We start from the raw sequence: 21,152 nt of genomic DNA, 5'->3' as shown, positions 1-21,152 counted from the left end.
GCCACCAGGGGTAGGCCCCTGGTGGGAACAGCCGACGAGAGACGAGGATCACCGCGTGACCGCTACGCAGAACCCACCGACCGATCACCCCAAGACGGCCAGCGACAGCGCCGACCGGCGCTACGCCACGGTCAACCCCTTCACCGGGGAGACGGAGAAGGAGTTCCCCTTCACCGAGACCTCCGAGATCGACGGGATCGTCGGGCGGGCGCACTCCGCGTACCAGGAGTGGCGCAACCGCCCGGTCGAGGACCGCGCCGCCGTCGTCCGGCGCGCCGCCGAGCTCATGGACGAGCGCCGGGACGACCTGGCGAAGCTCATCACCACCGAGATGGGCAAGCGCAAGGAGGAGGCCACCGGCGAGCTCTTCCTCTGCTCGATGATCCTGAAGTACTACGCCGACAACGGCCCCGGTTTCCTGGAGCCCACGTCCATCACCCCGCTGATGGGCAAGGGCGAGGCGGTCGTGGAGACCCAGCCGATCGGCGCCCTGCTGGCCATCGAGCCGTGGAACTACCCCTTCTACCAGGTGGTCCGCGTGGTCGGCCCCAACCTGGTGCTGGGCAACACCGTCATCCTGAAGCACTCCGAGATCACCCCGCAGTGCGCGGTCGCGATCGAGCAGCTCTTCGCCGACGCGGGTGCGCCCGAGGGCGTCTTCACCAACACCTTCCTGCGGATCTCCGACGTCGAGCAGGTCATCGCCGACCCCCGCATCCAGGGAGTCACCCTGACCGGCAGCGAGCGGGCCGGCAGCGCGGTCGCCGCCCTGGCCGGGAAGCACCTCAAGAAGTCGGTGCTCGAGCTCGGCGGCAGCGACCCGTTCATCGTGCTCGACGCCGAGGACATGGCGGCCACCGTCAAGGCCGCGACCATGGGCCGGATGCAGAACACCGGCCAGGCCTGCACCGCCTCCAAGCGGCTGATCGTCACCGAGGAGCTCTACGAGCCCTTCGTCGAGGGCCTCAAGCAGGCCTTCTCGACGTTCGCCCCGGGCGACCCGGCCGACGCCTCGACGTCGCTGGCCCCGCTGTCGTCGGAGAAGGCCGCCCAGGACCTGCACGCGCAGATCCAGGACGCGATCGACAAGGGCGCCACCGTCGTCGCCGGCGGGAAGCGCCCCGACCACCCGGGCGCGTTCGTCGAGGCCACCGTCCTCACCGACGTCACCCCGGAGATGCGGGCCTTCCGCGAGGAGCTGTTCGGCCCGGCGGCCGTCGTCTACAAGGTGAAGGACGCCGACGAGGCGGTCGCGCTGGCCAACGACAGCGCCTTCGGCCTCGGCGCCACCGTCATGAGCAGCGACCTCGACCGCGCGCGGTCGGTGGCCGACCGGCTCGAGGCTGGCATGGTGTGGATCAACCAGCCCACCGGCTCCTCCCCCGAGCTGCCCTTCGGCGGCGTGAAGCGCTCCGGCTACGGCCGCGAGCTCTCCGAGCTGGCCATGTTCGAGTTCGCCAACCGGCGGCTGATGCGCACGGTGCCGGTGAAGAAGGCCGAGAAGCCGCAGGCCGGCTGATCGGGTGCGCGGGTGGTGCGGTGCGGGCGACCGGGCAGACTGGTGAGGTGAGCGAGCTTGCGAGCTCACCCGAAGGCTGAGCACAGCGCTGTCACGTGACCGACGAGCGCCAGCGAGGAGGTCACGTGACAGACGTCTGGTCCGCGCCGCACCACCCGGCTCCCGTCGAGGCCGTCGTCACCCTGCCCGGGTCGAAGTCGCTGACCGCCCGGGCACTGGTGCTGGCGGCCCTGGCCGACGGGCCGAGCCGGCTGGTGCGCCCCCTGCGGGCGCGCGACACCGACCTCATGGCTGCCGGGCTGCGCGCCCTCGGCGTCCGCGTCGAGGACGACGGCCCCGACCTGCGGGTCTCCCCCGGCCCGCTCCGCGGCCCGGCCACGGTCGACGCCGGCCTGGCCGGGACCGTGCTGCGCTTCCTGCCGCCGGTGGCCGCGCTCGCCGACGGCGAGGTGACCGTCGACGGCGATCCCCGCCTGCGCGAACGTCCCAACGCCGGGCTGATCGCCGCCCTGCGCGCCCTCGGGGTCGAGGTCGACGACGGCGGCCGCGGGCGGGCGCCGTTCACCGTGCGCGGCACCGGCCGGGTGCGCGGCGGGGCGGTGACGGTCGATGCGAGCGAGTCCTCGCAGATCGTCTCCGGGCTGCTGCTGGCCGCCGCCCGCTTCGACGAGGGCGTCGAGCTGGTCCTGACCGGCGGGGTGCCGTCGATGCCGCACGTCGACATGACGGTCACGACCCTGCGCGAGCACGGCGTGGACGTCGTCGCGACCGACCGGGGGTGGCGGGTCTCCCCCGGCCCGATCGCCCCGCTCGACCGCGTGGTGGAGCCCGACCTCTCCAACGCGGCGCCCTTCCTCGCGGCGGCGCTGGTCACCGGTGGCCGGGTGACGGTGCGGGACTGGCCGGACGCCACCACCCAGCCCGGTGCGCAGCTGGACCGGCTGCTGCCGGAGATGGGCGCGGCCGTCTCGCGCACCCCCGACGGCGGCCTGCAGGTCACCGGCACCGGCGCGATCGGTCCCCTGGTCGCCGACCTCGGCGAGGTCGGCGAGCTCACGCCGGTCCTGGCCGCGCTGTGCGCGCTCGCCGACGGCCCCTCCCGGCTGACCGGGATCGCCCACCTCCGCGGTCACGAGACCGACCGGCTGCAGGCCCTCGACGAGGTGCTCACCGCCGTCGGCGCCCGGGTGCGCCAGCTGCCCGACGGGCTGGAGATCGAGCCCGGCCCCCGGCGGCCGGCGCTGCTGGACTCCTACGCCGACCACCGCATGGTCATGGCCGCTGCGGTCCTCGGGCTGGCGGTCGACGGCGTGCGCGTCGCCGACCCCGGCGCGGTCACCAAGACGCTGCCCGACTTCCGGGAGCGCTGGGCCGGGATGCTGGACGCGCATTCGACGCCGGGGCTGGCATCGCCCCTGGCTGGGCGCACCGCCCGCGTGCGGGGGACGGCGACCGAGGAGCGGGACGAGGGCGGCGCCGGGCGAGGGAGGACGCGCTGAGCGGCAACCAGCGCGGGGCCCGGCGGATGGACGAGGACGACGTCCGGGTCCGGCCGAGCCGCCGCGGCTCCCGCCCCCGGACCCGCACCCGCCCCACCCACGCCGACGCCGTCCCCGGACTGGTGATCGCCGTCGACCGCGGGCGGATGACCGTCCGGGTCGAGGGGCCCGGCGGCGAGGCCGTCGACGTGACCGCCATGCGCGCGCGGGAGCTCGGGCGGCACGGCGTCGTCGTCGGCGACCGGGTGCGGGTGGTGGGCGACACCAGCGGGCGCACGGACACCCTCGCCCGGATCGTGGTCATCGAGGAGCGGGCGACGTCGCTGCGCCGCACCGCCGACGACACCGACCCCACCGAGCGGGTCGTCGTGGCCAACGCCGACCTGCTCGTCGTCGTCACCTCGGTCACCGACCCCGAGCCCGCGTACGGCTTCCTCGACCGCTGCCTGGTCGCCGCCTACGCCGGCGGCCTCGAGCCGCTGCTGTGCCTCACCAAGACCGACCTCGCGTCGGCGAAGCAGCTGCTGGACCGCTACGCCGGGCTGAGCCTGGACGCGGTGCCGATGTCCCGGGAGCTCCCGCTGGAGGACCTCGTCGGCCGGCTCCGCGACCGGATGAGCGTCTTCGTCGGCCAGTCCGGCGTCGGGAAGTCCACGCTGGTCAACCGGCTGGTGCCCGACGCGCTCCGGGCGACCGGTGACGTCAGCAAGATCGGCAAGGGCCGGCACACCTCGTCGTCGGCCGTGCTGTTCGACCTGCCCGGCGGCGGCACCGTCATCGACACCCCCGGCATCCGGTCGTTCGGCCTGGCCCACGTCACCGCGGACGACGTCCTCTCCGCCTTCGAGGACATCGCCGAGGCCGCCACCGACTGCCCGCCCGGGTGCGGGCACACCGCCGAGGACCCCGACTGCGCGCTCGACGCCTGGGCCGCGGCCGGCCCGCCGCGCCGGCAGGAGCAGCTGACCGCCCTGCGGGTCCTGCTCGGCGCGGTCGGCCAGGTCGGCCCCGGCTACTGAACGCCCGGCCGCGCCGGGTACGGGCTCCAGCCGCGGCGGCGGAGGCGCTCCCGGCGGGGCTCGACGAACAGGTCGTCGGCCATCGGCCCGTCCACCGCCTCGATCCGCAGGTCGTGACCCCGTCCCGCGACCTCTCCCCCGATCGCCTCGGTCAGCACGCAGACGCCCGTCTGCACGTCCAGCCGCACCCGGAAGGCGTCGGGGTAGGTCGCGAGGACGTGCTGCGGGTGGTCGCGGTACTCGTCCAGGTCCACGTCGCGCGAGCGGAGCAACGGACAGCAGCCACAGCGCGGCTCGTAGGCGTCCGTCGGCAGGACGACCGCCTCCCACGCCGGACGTCCACCGTGCTCGACCTCCGCCATGGAGTCCACCTCGAGTGCGGCCACCAGCACCTCGGTGTCCGGATCGCGGCCGTCGGCGAGCTCCGCCGGGTCGAGCATCGCCACCCAGTGGTAGTCCTGGTGCATCGGGTCGTCGAGGGAGTGGTCCCACGCCTCGCGCCGCTCCGCCACCAGCCCGTCCGGCCGCAGCCGGGGCTGCGGCTCCGCGTCCCGCGCCGGCTCCCGGACCACCTGCAGCAGCGCCCCGTCGACCGTCTCGACGCGCAGCGCGTCCGGACGACGCAGCCACGCCCGGACGGCACCGGGCTTCCACGGGTCCTGCGGCCATCTGACGGAGAACCGCAGCGTCGTCCACCGCCACGGCGAGGAGCGCGCGAGGGCGGCGAAGGCATCGGCCGACGGGGTGAGCACCCGGCCAGTCTGCGTCGCCGGCGGGCCGCTGACGAGCGACTTGTCGACACCACCACCTGTCGGCCCGTCGTGCTGTCGACCGCCCGGGACACCGCAGGCCGACGACCGGCGGGCCCGCGGCCTCAGACCTCCACGTAGCCGCCGCTGCGCCAGTACACGCCGGCGTCCCGGCTGAGCAGACCCTCGTCGACCAGGTAGCGGCGCAGCGCCGCTACGTCGGGGTGCCAGACGGCGAGCAGCGCGTTGACCTCGCGCTCCGGGTAGCGCACCCCGGGCTCGAAGACCCGCACCAGGTGGTCGAGGACCACCAGCCGCTTGCCGCGCTGGGCGGGGATCGAGACCAGCCGGCCGTCCCGGACGAAGGCGGACAGGACGGCATCGGCCGCCGGGTCGTCCGACAGCGGCTCCGGAGCCGGCGCCGCCTCCGCTGCCGCACGGGCGGCCGCGCCGAACCGTTCGGTGTGCAGCGACAGGGCGTGGCCGTCGCGGCCGACCAGCCCCGCCCGGGCCAGGCGCCGGGCCGCGAGCGCGACCTCCTTGAGCCCCAGCCCGGCGGTCTCGGCGACCTCCTCGATCGTGCCGGCACCGAGCGCGAGGGCCGCGACCACCTTCAGCCGTACCGGGTCTGCGAGCAGCCCCGCGATCGTCGCCGCGTCCACGCCCCGACGGTAATCGGTGCATCGGCGGCGGACGCCCGGGTACGGAGCCGGGCATGGTGAGCCCCATCGACATCCAGAAGGCCCTGTCCGGCATCGACTACCCGGCCGGCAAGGACGACATCGTCAGGCACGCCGAGTCGCACGGCGGCGACAAGGAGGTCGTCGACGCCCTGAAGAAGATCGAGGACCGCGAGTACGAGGGCCCGAGCGGGGTCAGTTCCGCCGTCTTCGACTGACCGCCCGCTAGGTTGGGTGCCCATGACGTCGGGTCGGGGCTACTCAGAGGACATGCGGCTGGCACACGTGCTGGCCGACCAGGCCGACTCGATCAGCATGGAGCGCTTCAAGGCGCAGGACCTGACGGTCGAGACCAAGCCGGACCTGACCCCGGTCACCGACGCCGACCGGGCGGTCGAGGAGATGCTGCGCATCACGCTGAGCCGGGCCCGCACCCGGGACGCCGTGCTGGGCGAGGAGTTCGGCACGACCGGCCACGGGTCCCGCCGCTGGGTGCTCGACCCGATCGACGGCACGAAGAACTTCGTCCGCGGCGTGCCGGTGTGGGCCACGCTCATCGCCCTGTTCGACGGCGACGAGCCGGTGGTCGGCCTCGTCTCGGCACCGGCGCTGAACCGGCGCTGGTGGGCGGCCAAGGACGTCGGTGCGTGGACCGGTCGCCGGCTCGAGTCGGCGACCCGCTGCCGCGTGTCCGAGGTCGCGCAGCTCGGTGACGCCAGCCTCAGCTACTCCAGCCTGTCGGGCTGGGAGGAGCGGGGCGGGCTCGACGGGTTCCTCGGCCTCACCCGCTCGGTGTGGCGCACCCGCGCCTACGGCGACTTCTGGAGCTACGTGCTCCTGGCCGAGGGCGCGGTGGACATCGCCTGCGAGCCCGAGGTCTCGATCTGGGACCTCGCCGCCCTGGACGTGATCGTGCGGGAAGCCGGCGGCCGGTTCACCGACGTCACCGGCGCCCCCGGGCCGGCCGGGGGCAGCGCCCTGGCCACCAACGGCAAGCTGCACGACGCCGCCCTCGAGCGGCTGCGGACCGGAGGCCGGCCCGCCCCCGCCTGAGGTCGGGGTCAGGTCCGCTCGGGGCTGTCCCCGTACGCGTAGGAGCTGTCGGTGTACCGGCCGCCCACGGCCACGCCGGGAGGGGCGATCCGGTCCAGCCGGGCCAGCTCCTCCGCGGTCAGCTCCACGGCCGCCGCCCCGGCGTTCTCCTCCAGGTAGCTGCGCCGCTTGGTGCCCGGGATCGGGACGACGTCGTCGCCCTGGGCGAGGACCCACGCGAGCGCCAGCTGCCCGGGCGGCACGCCCTTGCCGACGGCGAGGTCGCGGACGGCGTCGACGAGCCGGAGGTTGGCCGCGAACGCCTCCCCGGTGAAGCGCGGGTGGCCGCGGCGCCAGTCGTCGTCGCCGAAGTCGGCCGGGCTGGTGATCGCCCCGGTCAGGAAGCCACGGCCGAGCGGGCTGAACGGCACGATGCCGATGCCGTGCTCCCGGGCGACGGCGAGGACGGTGTCGCCCCCATCCCCGGCCACCTCGATGTCCCTGGTCCACAGCGACCACTCGCTCTGCAGGGCGGCGATCGGGTGCACCGCCACGGCCCGGCGGATCGAGGCGGCGCTGGCCTCCGAGAGCCCCAGGTGGCGCACCTTGCCCTGGGCGACCAGCTCCGCCATGGCGCCGACGGTGTCCTCGATCGGTACCCGGGGATCGACCCGGTGCTGGTAGTACAGGTCGATGGTCTCGACGCCCAGCCGGCGCAGGCTCGCCTCGGCGCAGGCGCGCACGTTCTCCGGCCGGCCGTCGATCGTCATGCCCCCGTCCGCGGTGCGGGCGAGGGAGAACTTGGTGGCCAGCTGGACCTCGTCCCGGCGGCCGGCGATCGCCTGGCCGACGAGCTCCTCGTTGTGCCCGCTGCCGTAGACGTCGGAGGTGTCGAGGAACGTGATGCCCAGGTCCAGCGCCCGGTGGACGGTGGCGAGGGACTCCGACCGGTCGGCCGGCCCGTACATCTGGCTCATGCCCATGCAGCCGAGCCCGAGGGCGGAGACCACCAGCCCCTCGCGGCCGAGCGTGCGGGTACCGACGGGCGCGGGGAGCGAGGCAGCCATGCCCCGCATCCTCGTCCGCCTCCCCTCGGGCCCGCCACCGCCGGTTTCCGCAGGTGACCGCGGGGTAGCCGCTCGGGGGCACCGACCGAACCGGAGGACCCGATGAGCTCGAGCCGCAACCGTCCCGGCCTGCGCCGCACCGCCCGCGTCCTGGGGCTGGCCAGCACCGGCCTCGGGGTCGCCATGCTCCGGGACCCGAGGGGCGTCGCCCGGCTCGCCGGCGTCGACGACTCGGCGACCGCGCTGTCGGTGATCCCGCTGGTCGGCGCACGCGAGCTGGTGCACGCCCTGCCGCTGCTGGCCGGGCGCCCCGGCTGGGCCTGGACCCGGGTGGCCGGTGACGCCGTCGACCTCTCCGCCATGGGCCTCGCCCTCTCCTCCCGGGGCGGGGAACGCGGGCGCCGGCTGCGCAACGCCACCGCCGCCGTCGCGGGCCTGGCCGCCCTGGACCTGCTCACCGCCGTGCGGTCCCGCCGCGCCGGCAGCCGCGGGCCCGCCCGGGACCTGCTGCCCTCCTCGGCCCCCTGGAAGGGCGCCGTCGACGTCTCGTCGGCGACCACCGTGGGCAAGGACCCGCAGGAGGTCTACGACCACTGGCGCGACTTCTCCCGGCTGCCCGAGTTCATGGCCCACGTGCGCGAGGTGCGCACCCGCGACGGCGGCACCCGCTCGCACTGGGTCGCCGAGGCCCCGGGCCGGCGGACCGTCGAGTGGGACGCCGAGGTGGTCGAGGACTCCCCCGGCGAGCGCATCCGGTGGCGGTCGCTGCCCGGCGCCGGCATCGAGAACGCGGGCTCCGTGGAGTTCCGCCCGGCGCCCGGGAACCGGGGCACCGAGGTGCGGGTGCGGCTGGCCTACGCCCAGCCCGGTGGCCGCCTCGGCAAGGTCGTCGCCGGCATGTTCGGCGAGTCGCCGGAGCAGCAGGTGCGCGACGACCTGACCCGCTTCAAGCAGGTGCTCGAGACCGGGCAGGTCGTCCGCTCCGAGGCCACCCCCGAGGGCCTGCGGGCCGGCCGGCTGGCCGCCCAGCGACCCGCGGCTGCCCGCTCCTGATCCACCCCGTCTCCGGAAGGACACCCCCGTGCGCGCCACCCAGTGGATGGGCAAGAAGCACATCGAGGTCAACGAGGTCCCCGACCCGCAGATCCTGAACGACCGCGACGCCATCGTGAAGGTCACCTCGACCGCGATCTGCGGCTCCGACCTGCACCTCTACGACGGCTTCATCCCGACGATGCGCTCCGGCGACATCCTCGGCCACGAGTTCATGGGCGAGGTGGTCGAGGTCGGTCGCGGCGTGGGCAACCTGCGCGTCGGCGACCGGGTCGTCGTCCCCTTCCCGATCGCCTGCGGCAGCTGCAACTCCTGCCGCCAGGGGCTGTTCTCCGTCTGCGAGAACTCCAACCCGAACGCCCGCATCGCCGAGAAGGTCATGGGCCACTCCCCCTGCGGGATCTTCGGCTACTCGCACATGATGGGCGGCTACCCCGGCGGTCAGGCCGAGTACGCCCGGGTGCCGTTCGCCGACGTCGGCCCGCTCGTGGTCGACGACGACCTCACCGACGAGCAGCTGCTCTTCCTCACCGACGTCTTCCCGACCGGCTACATGGGCGCCGACAACTGCGACATCTCCCCCGGTGACGTGGTCGCCGTCTGGGGCGCCGGCGCGGTCGGGCAGTTCGCCGTCGCCAGCGCCAAGCTGCTCGGCGCCGAGCGGGTCGTCGCCATCGACCGGTTCGACTACCGGCTGGACAAGGCGCGCGAGGCCGGGGCCACCGACGTCCTGAACTACGAGGACGTCGACGTCCTCGACGCCCTGCAGGAGCTGACCGCCGGGCGCGGACCCGACGCCGCCATCGACTGCGTCGGCATGGAGGCCCACCACCCGAGCACCGCCATCCACGCCTACGACCGGGCCAAGCAGGCCGCCATGCTGGAGACCGAGCGGCCGCACGCCCTGCGCGAGGCGATCCTCGCGGTGAAGAACGGCGGCACCGTCTCGATCGTCGGCGTCTACGGCGGGCTGATGGACAAGTTCCCGATCGGCTCGCTGATGAACCGGTCGCTGACGGTGAAGACCGGCCAGGCCCACGTCCAGCGGTACCTGAAGCCGCTGTACGAGCGGATCCGCAACGGCGAGATCGACCCCAGCTTCGTCGTCTCGCACACGCTGCCGCTGGAGCAGGCCCCGCAGGCCTACCGGATGTTCCGCGACAAGGAGGACCGCAGCAACAAGGTCGTCCTCAAGCCCTGAGCCCACGCGCAGCCACGGCCGAGGAGGACACCCCCCGTGCAGTACGCCGAGTCCGTCGTCGACCTGGTCGGCGACACCCCGCTGGTGAAGCTCTCGTCGGTGACCCGCCACCTGGGCCCCGACGCACCGCTGGTGCTGGCCAAGGTCGAGTACCTCAACCCCGGCGGGTCGGTGAAGGACCGGATCGCCGTCCGCATGGTCGACGCCGCGGAGGCCAGCGGTGAGCTGGAGCCGGGCGGCACGATCGTCGAGCCGACCAGCGGCAACACCGGCATCGGCCTGGCGCTGGTCGCCCAGCAGCGCGGCTACCGGTGCATCTTCGTCTGCCCGGACAAGGTCGGGCAGGAGAAGGTCAACGTGCTCAAGGCCTACGGCGCCGAGGTGGTCGTCTGCCCCACGGCGGTCGACCCGGCGGACCCGCGGTCCTACTACTCCGTGTCCGACCGGCTCAGCCGCGAGACGCCCGGCGCGTGGAAGCCCGACCAGTACTCGAACCCGAACAACCCGCGCTCGCACTACGAGACGACCGGGCCGGAGATCTGGGCGCAGACCGAGGGCCGGATCACCCACTTCGTCACCGGCGCCGGCACCGGCGGGACGATCAGCGGCGTCGGCCGCTACCTCAAGGAGGCCTCCGGCGGCCGGGTGCAGGTCATCGGCGCCGACCCCGAGGGCTCGGTGTACTCCGGCGGTACCGGCCGCCCCTACCTGGTCGAGGGCGTGGGCGAGGACTTCTGGCCCACCACCTACGACCGGGACGTCGCCGACGAGATCGTCGCCGTCTCCGACGGCGACTCCTTCGCCATGACCCGCCGGCTGGCCCGTGAGGAAGGGCTGCTGGTCGGGGGCTCCTGCGGCATGGCGGTGGTGGCGGCGCTGCGCGTGGCCGAGCGCCTGTCGAAGGACGACGTCCTCGTGGTGCTGCTGCCCGACGGCGGCCGCGGCTACCTGAACAAGATCTTCAACGATGCGTGGATGGCCGACTACGGCTTCCTCGAGGCGTCCGGCGGCGAGACCGTCGGCGAGCTGCTGCACGCCAAGTCCGGCGCGACGCCGACGCTGGTGCACGCCCACCCGAACGAGACCGTGCGGGAGGCGATCGACATCCTGCGCGAGTACGGCGTCAGCCAGCTGCCGGTCGTCCGGGCCGAGCCACCCGTCACCGCCGGCGAGGTCGTCGGCTCGGTCGACGAGAAGACGCTGCTCGACGCGCTCTTCGCCGGCCGCGCCACGCTCGCCGACCGGGTGGAGAAGCACATGTCGCCGCCGCTGCCGATCGTCGGCTCCGGCGAGGCGGTCAGCGCGGCGGTGGCCCAGCTGGGCGCGGCCGACGCGCTCCTCGTGCACGTCGACGGCAAGCCCGCGGGCGTGGTCACCCGGCAGGACGTGCTGGGCCACCTGACGGGGGTGACCCGGTGACCGGCTTCAACACCCGCGCCATCCACGCCGGGCAGGAGCCCGACCCGGCCACGGGCGCGGTCATCCCCCCGCTGCACCTGACCACCACCTACAAACAGGACGGCGTCGGCGGGCTGCGCGGTGGCTACGAGTACAGCCGCAGCGGCAACCCGACCCGCGACGCGCTGCACGAGGCGCTGGCCGCGCTGGAGGAGGGCACGACGGCGCTCGCGTTCGCTTCCGGGCTCGCCGCGGAGGACACCCTCTTGCGCACCGCCTGCCGGTCCGGCGACCACATCGTGCTGGGCGGGGACGCCTACGGCGGGACGTTCCGGCTGATCTCCCGCGTGCTGTCGGAGTGGGGCCTGGAGCACACGCCGGTCGACCTCGACGACGCCGATGCCCTGCGCGCCGCGATCCGCCCCACGACGCGGGTCGTCTGGTGCGAGACGCCCAGCAACCCCCTGCTCAACATCACCGACATCGAGCGCACGGCGGCCGTCGCCCACGAGGCCGGTGCGCTGCTCGTCGTCGACAACACCTTCGCCTCGCCCTACCTGCAGCGGCCGCTCACCCTGGGCGCGGACGTCGTCGTGCACTCGACGACGAAGTACCTGGGTGGGCACTCCGACGTCGTGGGGGGCGCCCTCGTCACGCGGGACGCCACCCTCGGCGAGCAGCTGGCGTACAACCACAATGCGATGGGCGCGGTCGCGGGGCCGTTCGACTCCTGGCTCGTGCTGCGCAGCCTCAAGACGCTCGGTATCCGGGTGGACCGGCACTGCGCCAACGCGGCGCGGATCGCGGAGTTCCTGGTCGGCCGTTCCGACGTCGCTTCCGTGCTCTACCCGGGGCTGGCCGACCACCCGGGCCACGAGACGGCGGCCCGGCAGATGTCGGGGTTCGGCGGCATGATCTCGTTCCGGCTCCGGGACGGCGAGGACGCGGCGCTGGCGGTCTGCGAGCGGACCCGGTTGTTCACGCTGGCCGAGTCGCTCGGCGGCGTCGAGTCGCTGATCGAGCACCCGCACCGGATGACCCACGCCAGCGCCGCCGGCTCCCCGCTGGAGGTGCCGGCGGACCTGGTGCGGCTGTCGGTCGGCATCGAGGACGTCGACGACCTCCTGGCCGACCTCGAGCAGGCCCTCGGCTGACCCTCAGGCGCCGGGGACGGTGGGCCCGACGATGAACAGCGGGCGGAAGTGCTCGACCACGGGGAACGGCTCGTAGAAGGAGTGCAGCAGGCGCCGCCACTCCTGGTACCCCGGCGAGCCGCGGAAGCCCTCGGTGTGGTCCTCGAGGCTGTTCCACTCGACGAGCAGGAGGAAGACGTTCTCCCGCTCCACGCACCGGGACAGCAGCAGCCGCCGGAAGCCCGGCGACGCGGAGATGATCGGGGAAGCGGACCGGAACGCCGCCTCGAACTCGGCCTCGCGGCCAGGTGCCACGGACAGCTCCGCGTGCTCGAGGATCACGCCCTGCACCGTACGGCCCGCCGGTGGGCTGCCGCGGCGGCTCCTAGCGCGGCGCGGTGAGGATGCGCGGGCCGTCCGCGGTCACCGCGACCGTGTGCTCGACGTGCGCGGCGCGGCTGCCGTCGGCGCTGCGCAGGGTCCAGCCGTCGGCGTCCACCGTGTAGTCGTCGGAACCGCCGGCGAGGAACCAGGGCTCGATCGCGATGACCAGCCCCGCGCGCAGCGGCACGCCGCGCCCGGCCCGGCCCTCGTTGGGGACCGACGGCGCCTCGTGCATGGTGCGCCCCACCCCGTGGCCGCCCTGGTCGGTGTTGATGCCGCACCCGCCGGCCCGGCCGACCGCACCGATCGCCGCGGAGATGTCACCCACGCGGTTGCCGACGACGGCCGCCGCGATGCCCGCCGCCAGCGCCCGCTCGGTGGTCGCCACGAGGGCGAGGTCCTCGGGCCGCGGCGTGCCCACCGGGAAGGTGATCGCCGCGTCGCCGACCCACCCGTCGAGCACCGCGCCCGCGTCCACGCTCAGCAGGTCGCCGTCCTCGAGGACCTCGGGCGTCGGGATGCCGTGCAGCGCGACGTCGTTGACCGACAGACACACCACGCCGGGGAACGGCGGGGTGGTGGCGAGGGGCGCGTAGCCGAGGAACGGCGAGGTCGCGCCGGCGTCGGCCAGCACGTCGCGGGCCACCGCGTCGAGCTGGGTGAGCCGGACGCCCGGGGCCGCGACGGCCCGGACGGCGGCGTGCATCTGGGCCACCACGGCACCTGCGGCCCGCATCGCATCGATCTCACCGGGGGTGCGCAGTTCGATCACGTCGTCGTCCTTCCGGTATTGGTATCCCGGTATTAGTATCACGGTCATGGTGCGCCCCCCGCTGACCCCCGCCGAGCGCGACCGCGGCCGCCGGCTGGGCGCGCTGCTCCGCTCCGCCCGCGGCGACCGCAGCCCGGCGGAGGTCTCGGTGGCGTCCGGGGTGAGCCTGGAGGTGCTGCGCAAGATCGAGTCCGGCCGGGTGCCGACGCCGACGTTCTTCACCGTCGCCGCCCTCGCCCGCGCCCTGGACCTGCCCCTCGACGAGCTGGCCGGCGCGCTGGACGGGACCGGCACCGCGCTGTCCGCCTGACCCGCTCCGGGTGGACACGCCTGCGCAGCGACCGCTCAGCGGCCGAGCTGCCGGGTGAACCACTCGCGCGCGAGGTCGTTGCCGGCCGCGCCGCGCTCCCGGGCCCGCGTGACCGCGCCGGCGAGCTCGCCGCCGAGGCAGCGCGCCAGGGCGGCGTCCAGCGCCTCCGACGTCACCTCGTCCGCGGAGAGGACCAGCGGCCACTCCAGGGCCTGCGCCTGGGAGGTGACCTTCGCCCCGCCCTCGACGGCGTCGCAGGCGATCACCGGGCGGCCGTGCTTGAGCCCGAGGACCATCCCGTGCAGCCGCATGCTGACGACGACGTCGCACCGGCGCAGGAGGGCCTCGACCTGCGCCGGGCGACGGGGATGCGGCTTGTCGAACAGGTCGGTGTCGATCGGGAACCAGGGCAGGGCCCGCGCGGCCAGCCACTCCTCGATCACGCCGCGGACCCGGTCGGCCCGGCTGCGGTCGCCGTACTCGCCCTGCACGGGCGCGAAGGCCACGGCCAGGACCGGGGCCTCGGGTACCGGCCCCTCGATCGCCGGATCCGGCCGGCTGACGCCGGGGGCGTCCCGCTCCCACAGGGCGTCGAACATCGTCCGGGCGACGTCGTCGACGACGGAGACGTTGACCGCCCAGCGCTGCGCGCCGGCGAACGCGGTGGTCAGCTCCCGCAGCGGGGCGAGATCGCCGACCGGCCCGGTCGTGAAGACCAGGTGCGTGTAGTCGGCGGGATCGGCGTCGCGCCAGTGCACGCCCCGCTCCAGGTAGGGCGCCCACGCGACGTCGTGGTCGATGCCCAGGTCGGTGAGCCAGCCGGCCACGGCGTCGGCCCCCAGCTCGTCGCCGACGGTGGCGATCACCTCGTCGAAGCTGAACCACCCGGCCACGAGAACGCGCATGGCCTCCACCTTCGCAGCCGGGTCGGCGGGCGGCCCGCCCGGGGAACGAGATCACCGTCTCACCGGTTGACGGCGGTAGCCGCCCGCGAACCAGGAGGAACCCAGCCGTGAGCACACCCGACGACCGTGACCTGACCGCGCTCGAGGCCGAGCGCGCCCGCATCCGGGATGCCCACCTGCGCCCCGCCGGGCAACGGCCGGCGTCGACCGCCCGAGGGCTGCACCACACCGCCCTGATCAGCAGCGACGTCGAGCGGACGGTGCGCTTCTACCAGGACGTGCTCGGTTTCCCGCTGACCGAGCTGATCGAGAACCGCGACTATCCCGGGTCCTCGCACTTCTTCTTCGACATCGGCAACGGCAACCTGCTGGCCTTCTTCGACTTCCCCGGTCTGGACGTCGGCCCCTACGCCGAGGTGCTCGGCGGGCTGCACCACATGGCGATCAGCGTCGACCCGCAGCGGTGGGAGCAGCTGGTGCAGCGGCTCGCCGAGGCCGGCGTCGGGCACGAGGTGCACAGCGGCGTCTCGGTCTACTTCCGCGACCCCGACGGCGCCCGCATCGAGCTCATCGCCGACCCGCTCGGCGAGATGTACGGCTCGAAGGTCCTGTGAGAGGGCCGGTGGGGCGGCTCGGCCACCCCACCGGCCACGGGCTCAGCGGTCGGTGTCGGCGACGAGGTCCGCGTAGTCGGGGTGGCGGTCGATCCAGCCGGCCACGAACGAGCAGCGCGGCACGACGGAGCCGCCGCGCGACCGCACCTCGTCGAGGGCGGCACGCACGAGCGTGCTGCCGAGACCGGACTGGCCGGCGTCGGGGTCGACCTCGGTGTGGGTGAACACCAGGGTCTCGCCGCGACGCTCGTAGGCGGCCACCCCCAGCACGCGGTCGCCGTCGCGGATCTCGAAGCGGTCGGACTCGGGGACGTCGGTGACGGTGTTCTCCATGACAGCGGTCAACCGGCCGCGGGGGCCGGCTGTTCCGCGACGAGCTGGAGCGCCTGCGTCGGGCACTGCCGCACCGCCTCCTCGGCGTCGCGCACGTCGCCGCCCTCCGGGTGGGGGCGCAGCACGATCACCGTGCCCTCGTCCCCCACCTCGAACAGGTCGGGTGCCAGCGCCTCGCAGGCCCCGGCCCCCACGCACCGCTCGAGGTCGGCCTCCAGCCGGCTCACCGGGCGTCCGTCAGCCGGGCCGGGAGCCGCTTGAGCCCGTTGACGAAGGACGACCGCAGCCGGGCCGGCGGGCCGGTGACCTCCAGGTCGGGCAACTGCTCGAACACCTTGGCGAAGGTCACCGCCAGCTCCCGGCGGGCCAGGTGCGCGCCCAGGCAGAAGTGCGGCCCCTTCGACCCGAAGCCGACGTGCGGGTTGGGGTCGCGCGCCAGGTCGAACCGGTGCGGCTCGGCGAACACCTCCGGGTCGCGGTTGGCGGCGGCGTAGAAGAGCAGGAACTTGTCGCCCTCGGCGAACCGGTAGCCGTTCACCTCGCCGTCCCGGGTGGCGGTGCGACGCATCCAGGTGACCGGGCTGGTCCACCGGACGATCTCCTCGACCGCCGTCCGGGTGAGGCTTGGGTCGGCCATCCACCGGGCCCGCTGGTCGGGGTGCTCCTGCAGTGCCAGCAGCCCCTGCGAGATGGCGTTGCGGGTGGTCTCGTTGCCGGCCACCAGCAGCAAGATGAAGAACGACGCGATCTCCTGGTGGCTGAGCCGCTCGCCGTCGACGTCGGTGGTCACCAGCGCCGTGGTGAGGTCGTCGGTGGGCTCCCGCACCCGCTCGGCGGCGAGCCGCTCCATGAGCGCGGCCAGCTCGATCCCGGCCATGAGCACGCCGGTGAGCGGGTCCTCCTCGTTCTCCACGAGCTCCGGGTCGCCGCCGGCGAGGATCACGTTGGACTTGGCCAGCACCATGGCCCGGTCCTCCTCCGGTACGCCCATCATGTCGCAGATGACCCGCAGCGGGATCGGCGCGGCGAGGTCGGCGACGACGTCGAACGTGCCGTCCCCCTCGGCCGCCTTCCGGCGCACCCCGGCGAGGACGTCGTCGACGATCCCGGCCACCGAGTCCACGACCCGCTCGAGCATCCGCGGGGTGAAGGTCTTCGCCACGATCCGGCGGATCTTGGCGTGCCGCGGATCGTCCATGCTGATCAGCGAGCCGTAGAACTCGTTGAGGTCGGCCGGGATGTCCTGGATGGAGACCGCGCCCTCGCCGGAGCAGAAGACGGCCGGCCGGCAGCTGATCGCCTCCAGGTCGGCGTAGCGGGTCACGGCGTGGTACCCCGGGCCGACCTGCAGGTTCGGGATCTCCGGCTCGGCGAAGAAGGCGAACGGGCGCTCCCGGCGCAGCCGGTCGAAGACAGCGTGCCGCTCGGCCGGAGGGCGCTCCCAGAAGTCCCGGTCGGACAGGTCGATGCCGAGATCGGCGGCGCCCACCTTGCGCGACGGCGGAACGGTCCCTGGCACGGCGTCGACGGACACGAGCGGTCCTCCCTGAGCGGCGATCGTGCTCCGCACGTTAGAAAGAATCACGGTGACACACAACACACCGCGGCCGGGCCGCGCGGGCAGATGCACGAAGGCCCGGTCACATCCGTGACCGGGCCTTCGTCGTGGTAGCGGGGACAGGATTCGAACCTGCGACCTCTGGGTTATGAGCCCAGCGAGCTACCGAGCTGCTCCACCCCGCGTCGGTAGATCCCACTGTACACCCTCGTCGGGGGGCGCGTCCGCCGGCCCCGTGGTCGGGCGACCACGGGGCCGTTCGGCGCTAGGACGGGTGCGACCTGCGGGCCGGCACGGCGGCCGTCACCCCGTCGGGAGCGGCCCCGTCCGCCGTCGGAGCGACGATGGGGGCCGGTTCGCCACCCCTCTCCCGCCGCGGGACCCGCGGTTCCTGCCCGAGCGCCTTGACCAGCGAGACCAGCACCAGCAGCAGCACGATCGCGAATGGGAAGGCGGCGATGATGGAGGCCGTCTGCACCCCACCCAGTCCACCGCTGACCAGCAGCGCAGCGGCGGAGGCCGAGATCACCAGGCCCCAGATCACGCTCACGACCCGCGCCGGGTCCTGCCCGCCGCGGCTGCTGAGCGACCCGAGCACGAAGGTGGCGGAGTCGGCACTGGTCACGAAGAAGGTGACGATGAGGATCATCGCCCCGATCCCGGCCACCAGCCCCCCGGGCAACGTGTCGAGCAGCCCGAACAGCTGCGACTCGGTCGGTTGGCCGGCCAGCTCGGCGCCGTCCTGCTCGGCCAGGATCCCGGCGCCCCCGAAGACCGAGAACCACAGGCCGCTGACCAGCGTCGGCACCGCCAGCACGCCGACGACGAACTCGCGGACGGTGCGGCCGCGGGAGATGCGCGCGATGAAGGTCGCCACGAACGGCGACCAGGAGATCCACCACGCCCAGTAGAAGATCGTCCAGCTGTTGATCCACTCCGACCGCTGGGGATCGAACGGGCCGGTCTGCAGGCTCATCGTGGGGAGCTCGGCGAGGTAGCTGCCGAGGGTCGTGGTGAAGGCGCCCACCAGCCGCCCGGAGGACGCGGTGAGGAGGACGAAGGCGAACAGCGCCACGGCGAGGACGACGTTCGCGCTCGACAGCCACTTGATCCCGCGGTTGATCCCGGAGAGGGCGGAGATCAGGAACAGGACGGTGACCACCGCGATGATGGCGAGCTGCACGCCGGAACCGATCGCGATCCCGTCGGCGAGCGACGCGAGCCCGCCGTTGATCTGCGCGGCTCCCAGGCCGAGCGAGGTCGCGACGCCGAAGACGGTGGCGACCACGGCGATCGTGTCCACCGCAGCGCCCAGCGGACCGTCGACACGGTCGCCGAGGAGCGGTCGCAGCGCACCGCTGATGGTGGCCTTCCAGCCACGGCGGAACCGCGCGTAGGCCAGCGCCAGGGCCAGCACGGCGTAGATGCCCCAGGGGTGCAGGCCCCAGTGGAAGAACGAGTACCGCAGCGCGTCGCGGGCTGCCTCCGTGGTCCCCGGCTCCGCGGTCGGCGGGGTGAGGAAGTGCGACACCGGCTCGGCGACGCCCCAGAACACCAGGCCGATGCCCATCCCGGCGCTGAAGAGCATCGCGAACCAGGCGCGGGTGCTGTACTCGGGCCGGTCGTCGTCGGCACCCAGCCGCACCCGCCCCCACGGCGAGACCGCCACGGCGATCACCGCGACCAGCACGATCGTCGCCGTCAGCAGGTAGAACCAGCCGAACCGGTCGACGACGAAGGTCCGCGCCGAGCCGGTCGCGGAGTCGAGGGCCTCCGGCCACACCGCTCCCCACACCACGACGGGGAGCACGATGGCCAGCGAGGCCCAGAAGACGGCGGATGTTCTTCGCACGAGCGGGGGGGTCCTTCGGTAGGGGATGGCGGGCGGGCGGTCACCTCGCTCCGCAGCAGCGGTGGCGACGACCTCCCAGACTCCAGGAGCATGCGGCATCCCGCACCTCCCGGCGCGTGAGAAGGCCCACGCTCGTCCCGCCCCGGCCACGGCGACCGCCTCGATCGTCGCCGGCGTGGGCCGCTCCGTGCCGGCCGGCGGCCGCCACGTGCTCCGCGTCGCGCCGGCGGCGCGGGTGTGGCGCCGGGCGGTCGGCACGGGCCCGTGTGAACAGAGGGACACCGGTCGCCACACCGGCCGCGGACACGGTGCGCGCCTTCGGCGCCCGTGCCACCGACCCACCTAGAGTCCGGCTCGTGGCGGGGGACGGAACGGCGGGCCGGTTCGTCGGCGACCCGCAGCCGGTCGAGATCCACCACCGCGGGATCTGGTACTCCGGCGAACTGCTCGGCTGGCGGCACACCCCCGAGGGTCGCGTCTGCGCTCGCGTCCGGTGCACGATCGACGGGCTGCGGCACTCGACGTGGAAGGACCTCGCCGAGCTGCGCCTGCCCGACCCGGCGCACCCGCCGCGGCGCGAACCCTTCCCTGCGGCGCTCGCCCGCCCGATGGAGGCCCGGGCCCCGCTGGCGGAGGCGGACCGCACCCGCCCGCACACGCTGCTGGCCGCGCTGACCAGCCGCCCGCGGCCGCCCGCGCACGCGGTGACGCCCCCCGCCGCGGAGCGGCCCACCCCACCGGCGGGGCGGACGCACCCGGCCGGGGCACCCGCGCGGCCGCGCCCGACGCCGTACCGGCGGACTCCCCGGCAAGCCGACGACGCCCGTACCGCCGACGAGCGGCTCAGCACGGTCTGAGCGATCCCCGAGGGCGGGACCCGGTCCAAGCGGGTGGGCGCAGCGCTCCGACCAGGACCTTCCCACTCGACCGGCCGGGTTCCGCGCGCAGCCGGCGCTGGACCCGGTCGCACCCGTCTCGCTAGGTTCCGCTGATGGAGCTCCCCGCAGGTCTGTCCGCCCGCACGGTCGAGACCGAGCGGCTGTCCGTCCACGTGTACGAGAGCGGTCCCTCCGACGGCGTCCCGGTGGTGCTGCTGCACGGCAACCTGTCGACCGGCCGCTTCTACGACGAGCTGATGCTCGCGGCGCCCGGCCGGTACCGCCTGATCGCGCCGGACATGCGCGGTTTCGGGCGCACCGAACGGGTGCCGCTGGACGCCACGCGTGGCCTGCGGGACTGGGCGGACGACACGGAAGCGCTGCTGCGGGCCCTGGGCATCACCCGGCCCGTGCACGTGGCCGGCTGGTCGACCGGCGGCGCCGCGGTCGCCACGCTCGCCCAGCAGCGACCGGTGGCGAGCCTGACGCTCATCGACCCCGTCGCCCCGCACGGCTTCGGGGGCGTCCGGGACGACGGCACGCCCTGCTTCCCGGACTTCGCAGGCAGCGGCGGGGGGACGGGCAACCCCGACTTCACCGCACGGCTGGCATCCGGCGACCGGTCGCAGGAGTCACCGACGTCACCGCTCAACGTGCTGCGCTCGTCCTACTGGCCGCCGGACTTCACCATGCCCCCGGAGCGCGAGTCCGTGCTGCTCGACGAGGTGCTGATGTCCGAGACCGGTGACGACGGCTACCCCGGCGACGCCGAGCCGTCCGAGAACTGGCCCGGTGTCGCGCCGGGGACGCGCGGCATCCTGAACGCGCTGTCGCCCAAGTTCTGCGACTGGTCCGGCCTGCTCGACGTCGAGCCCAAGCCGCCGCTCCTGTGGGTGCACGGCGAGCGTGACGTGGTCATCGCGGACGGCTCGCCGTGGGAGATGGGAGCGCTCGGCCAGGCCGGCCAGGTCCCGGGGTGGCCGGGCGCGGACGTCTTCCCACCGCAGCAGATGGTCGCGCAGATCGGTGCCCTGGTGGACGCCTACCGCAGCGCCGGCGGCTCCGTCCGCAGGCTCACCTTGCCCGGGTCCGGGCACGCGCCCTTCCTCGACGCGGGCGCCGGCCGCTTCGCCGAGACCCTGTACGACTTCCTCGACCGGGCCGAGGACGCCGGCACCTGAAGGCCCGGCGTGCCC

At 74.2% G+C, this 21,152-nt stretch carries 23 protein-coding genes and 1 tRNA gene; 13 read left to right on the top strand and 11 right to left on the bottom strand.

The features are described 5' to 3' along the window. Positions 1-55: 55 nt before the first annotated feature. The 3 genes from O2W17_RS14085 (at position 56) to rsgA (ending at position 4,037) form a co-directional block, all read left to right on the top strand. Positions 56-1,519 (top strand): NAD-dependent succinate-semialdehyde dehydrogenase, encoded by a 1,464-nt coding sequence (locus tag O2W17_RS14085; RefSeq protein WP_269193046.1) that lies wholly within the window; start codon positions 56-58, stop codon positions 1,517-1,519. A gap of 125 nt (positions 1,520-1,644) precedes the next feature. Beyond that, positions 1,645-3,018 carry a 3-phosphoshikimate 1-carboxyvinyltransferase gene (aroA, locus tag O2W17_RS14080; RefSeq protein WP_269193045.1) on the top strand — a complete coding sequence of 458 codons (1,374 nt, stop codon included), beginning with the start codon at positions 1,645-1,647 and terminating at the stop codon, positions 3,016-3,018. Positions 3,019-3,044: 26 nt separating this feature from the next. Next, positions 3,045-4,037: a ribosome small subunit-dependent GTPase A gene (gene rsgA, locus O2W17_RS14075; protein ID WP_269193044.1), complete on the top strand. Its 993-nt coding sequence runs from the start codon at positions 3,045-3,047 to the stop codon at positions 4,035-4,037. Here the strand turns inward: rsgA and O2W17_RS14070 are convergent. Then, positions 4,031-4,789: a hypothetical protein gene (locus O2W17_RS14070; RefSeq protein WP_269193043.1), complete on the bottom strand. Its 759-nt coding sequence runs from the start codon at positions 4,787-4,789 to the stop codon at positions 4,031-4,033. The genes rsgA and O2W17_RS14070 overlap by 7 nt on opposite strands. 122 nt (positions 4,790-4,911) lie before the next feature. Beyond that, on the bottom strand, positions 4,912-5,448 hold the full coding sequence (locus tag O2W17_RS14065; RefSeq protein WP_269193042.1) for a DUF2087 domain-containing protein: 537 nt from the start codon (positions 5,446-5,448) through the stop codon (positions 4,912-4,914). A gap of 53 nt (positions 5,449-5,501) precedes the next feature. Here O2W17_RS14065 and O2W17_RS14060 point away from each other — a divergent pair, with 53 nt between their 5' ends. Both O2W17_RS14060 and hisN read left to right on the top strand, forming a co-directional pair. Beyond that, positions 5,502-5,684, top strand: a complete 183-nt coding sequence (locus tag O2W17_RS14060) for a DUF2795 domain-containing protein (protein ID WP_269193041.1) — start codon at positions 5,502-5,504, stop codon at positions 5,682-5,684. 52 nt (positions 5,685-5,736) lie between these two features. Then, positions 5,737-6,519 (top strand): histidinol-phosphatase, encoded by a 783-nt coding sequence (gene hisN, locus O2W17_RS14055; RefSeq protein WP_331254303.1) that lies wholly within the window; start codon positions 5,737-5,739, stop codon positions 6,517-6,519. A gap of 8 nt (positions 6,520-6,527) precedes the next feature. Here the strand turns inward: hisN and O2W17_RS14050 are convergent, their stop codons facing one another. Continuing rightward, positions 6,528-7,565, bottom strand: coding sequence for an aldo/keto reductase (locus O2W17_RS14050; RefSeq protein ID WP_269193039.1), 1,038 nt, complete (start codon positions 7,563-7,565; stop codon positions 6,528-6,530). 102 nt (positions 7,566-7,667) lie between these two features. Here O2W17_RS14050 and O2W17_RS14045 point away from each other — a divergent pair, with 102 nt between their 5' ends. From O2W17_RS14045 to O2W17_RS14030, 4 genes are read left to right on the top strand one after another with little or no spacing between them, the layout of a single operon-like run. Next, positions 7,668-8,618, top strand: coding sequence for an SRPBCC family protein (locus O2W17_RS14045; protein WP_269193038.1), 951 nt, complete (start codon positions 7,668-7,670; stop codon positions 8,616-8,618). Positions 8,619-8,646: 28 nt separating this feature from the next. Further along, the gene (locus tag O2W17_RS14040; RefSeq protein WP_269193037.1) at positions 8,647-9,819 is read left to right on the top strand and encodes a zinc-dependent alcohol dehydrogenase; all 1,173 of its coding nucleotides are present in this window, start codon (positions 8,647-8,649) and stop codon (positions 9,817-9,819) included. A gap of 36 nt (positions 9,820-9,855) precedes the next feature. Next, positions 9,856-11,238 carry a cystathionine beta-synthase gene (locus O2W17_RS14035; protein WP_269193036.1) on the top strand — a complete coding sequence of 461 codons (1,383 nt, stop codon included), beginning with the start codon at positions 9,856-9,858 and terminating at the stop codon, positions 11,236-11,238. Then, positions 11,235-12,371: a cystathionine gamma-synthase gene (locus O2W17_RS14030; RefSeq protein ID WP_269193035.1), complete on the top strand. Its 1,137-nt coding sequence runs from the start codon at positions 11,235-11,237 to the stop codon at positions 12,369-12,371. Before O2W17_RS14035 ends, O2W17_RS14030 begins: the two co-directional genes overlap by 4 nt. Before the next feature lie 3 nt (positions 12,372-12,374). Here O2W17_RS14030 and O2W17_RS14025 read toward each other — a convergent pair whose 3' ends face one another. Further along, positions 12,375-12,692: an antibiotic biosynthesis monooxygenase family protein gene (locus O2W17_RS14025; protein WP_269193034.1), complete on the bottom strand. Its 318-nt coding sequence runs from the start codon at positions 12,690-12,692 to the stop codon at positions 12,375-12,377. Between the two features lie 43 nt (positions 12,693-12,735). Further along, positions 12,736-13,506, bottom strand: a complete 771-nt coding sequence (map, locus tag O2W17_RS14020) for a type I methionyl aminopeptidase (RefSeq protein WP_269193033.1) — start codon at positions 13,504-13,506, stop codon at positions 12,736-12,738. 46 nt (positions 13,507-13,552) lie between these two features. Here map and O2W17_RS14015 point away from each other — a divergent pair, with 46 nt between their 5' ends. Next, complete coding sequence (locus tag O2W17_RS14015; RefSeq protein WP_269193032.1) at positions 13,553-13,816, top strand: helix-turn-helix domain-containing protein; 264 nt, start codon at positions 13,553-13,555, stop codon at positions 13,814-13,816. Positions 13,817-13,851: 35 nt separating this feature from the next. Here O2W17_RS14015 and O2W17_RS14010 read toward each other — a convergent pair whose 3' ends face one another. Further along, positions 13,852-14,721 carry a polysaccharide pyruvyl transferase family protein gene (locus tag O2W17_RS14010; RefSeq protein WP_269193031.1) on the bottom strand — a complete coding sequence of 290 codons (870 nt, stop codon included), beginning with the start codon at positions 14,719-14,721 and terminating at the stop codon, positions 13,852-13,854. 107 nt (positions 14,722-14,828) lie between these two features. Here O2W17_RS14010 and O2W17_RS14005 point away from each other — a divergent pair, with 107 nt between their 5' ends. Next, positions 14,829-15,335 (top strand): VOC family protein, encoded by a 507-nt coding sequence (locus tag O2W17_RS14005; protein WP_269193030.1) that lies wholly within the window; start codon positions 14,829-14,831, stop codon positions 15,333-15,335. Between the two features lie 42 nt (positions 15,336-15,377). On the opposite strand, the gene O2W17_RS14000 is transcribed toward O2W17_RS14005, so the two are convergent. The 5 genes from O2W17_RS14000 to O2W17_RS13980 form a co-directional block, all read right to left on the bottom strand. Then, positions 15,378-15,668 carry a GNAT family N-acetyltransferase gene (locus O2W17_RS14000; protein WP_269193029.1) on the bottom strand — a complete coding sequence of 97 codons (291 nt, stop codon included), beginning with the start codon at positions 15,666-15,668 and terminating at the stop codon, positions 15,378-15,380. 8 nt (positions 15,669-15,676) lie between these two features. Continuing rightward, complete coding sequence (locus tag O2W17_RS13995) at positions 15,677-15,895, bottom strand: ferredoxin (protein WP_269193028.1); 219 nt, start codon at positions 15,893-15,895, stop codon at positions 15,677-15,679. Further along, a complete protein-coding gene (locus O2W17_RS13990; RefSeq protein WP_269193027.1) occupies positions 15,892-17,202 on the bottom strand; it encodes a cytochrome P450 in 1,311 nt (436 codons plus the stop codon). The genes O2W17_RS13995 and O2W17_RS13990 overlap by 4 nt, the downstream gene beginning before the upstream one ends. 132 nt (positions 17,203-17,334) lie before the next feature. Beyond that, a tRNA-Met gene (locus O2W17_RS13985) sits at positions 17,335-17,411 on the bottom strand. An 80-nt stretch (positions 17,412-17,491) separates the two neighbouring features. Next, positions 17,492-19,078 (bottom strand): BCCT family transporter, encoded by a 1,587-nt coding sequence (locus O2W17_RS13980; protein WP_269193026.1) that lies wholly within the window; start codon positions 19,076-19,078, stop codon positions 17,492-17,494. A gap of 356 nt (positions 19,079-19,434) precedes the next feature. Between O2W17_RS13980 and O2W17_RS13975 the strand changes: the two genes are divergently transcribed. Next, positions 19,435-19,935 carry a hypothetical protein gene (locus O2W17_RS13975; RefSeq protein WP_269193025.1) on the top strand — a complete coding sequence of 167 codons (501 nt, stop codon included), beginning with the start codon at positions 19,435-19,437 and terminating at the stop codon, positions 19,933-19,935. Positions 19,936-20,069: 134 nt separating this feature from the next. Continuing rightward, on the top strand, positions 20,070-21,137 hold the full coding sequence (locus O2W17_RS13970; protein WP_269193024.1) for an alpha/beta fold hydrolase: 1,068 nt from the start codon (positions 20,070-20,072) through the stop codon (positions 21,135-21,137). The last annotated feature ends 15 nt before the right edge of the window (positions 21,138-21,152 follow it).

Origin of the sequence: Blastococcus sp. VKM Ac-2987, assembly GCF_026967805.1 — a bacterium.
Classification (GTDB): domain Bacteria; phylum Actinomycetota; class Actinomycetes; order Mycobacteriales; family Geodermatophilaceae; genus Blastococcus.
The sequence above is the reverse complement of the archived record's forward strand: the minus strand, read 5'-3'. Positions and strand labels throughout refer to the sequence as shown.

Bases quoted from the DNA above. Each gene is read 5' to 3' on its own strand.
- hisN (WP_331254303.1), top strand. From the start codon at position 5,737: ATGCGGCTGGCACACGTGCTGGCCGACCAGGCCGACTCGATCAGCATG.
- rsgA (WP_269193044.1), top strand. From the start codon at position 3,045: ATGGACGAGGACGACGTCCGGGTCCGGCCGAGCCGCCGCGGCTCCCGC.
- O2W17_RS14000 (WP_269193029.1), bottom strand. From the start codon at position 15,668: ATGGAGAACACCGTCACCGACGTCCCCGAGTCCGACCGCTTCGAGATC.
- O2W17_RS14015 (WP_269193032.1), top strand. From the start codon at position 13,553: ATGGTGCGCCCCCCGCTGACCCCCGCCGAGCGCGACCGCGGCCGCCGG.
- O2W17_RS14060 (WP_269193041.1), top strand. From the start codon at position 5,502: ATGGTGAGCCCCATCGACATCCAGAAGGCCCTGTCCGGCATCGACTAC.
- O2W17_RS13970 (WP_269193024.1), top strand. From the start codon at position 20,070: ATGGAGCTCCCCGCAGGTCTGTCCGCCCGCACGGTCGAGACCGAGCGG.
- O2W17_RS14045 (WP_269193038.1), top strand. From the start codon at position 7,668: ATGAGCTCGAGCCGCAACCGTCCCGGCCTGCGCCGCACCGCCCGCGTC.
- O2W17_RS14010 (WP_269193031.1), bottom strand. From the start codon at position 14,721: ATGCGCGTTCTCGTGGCCGGGTGGTTCAGCTTCGACGAGGTGATCGCC.
- O2W17_RS14050 (WP_269193039.1), bottom strand. From the start codon at position 7,565: ATGGCTGCCTCGCTCCCCGCGCCCGTCGGTACCCGCACGCTCGGCCGC.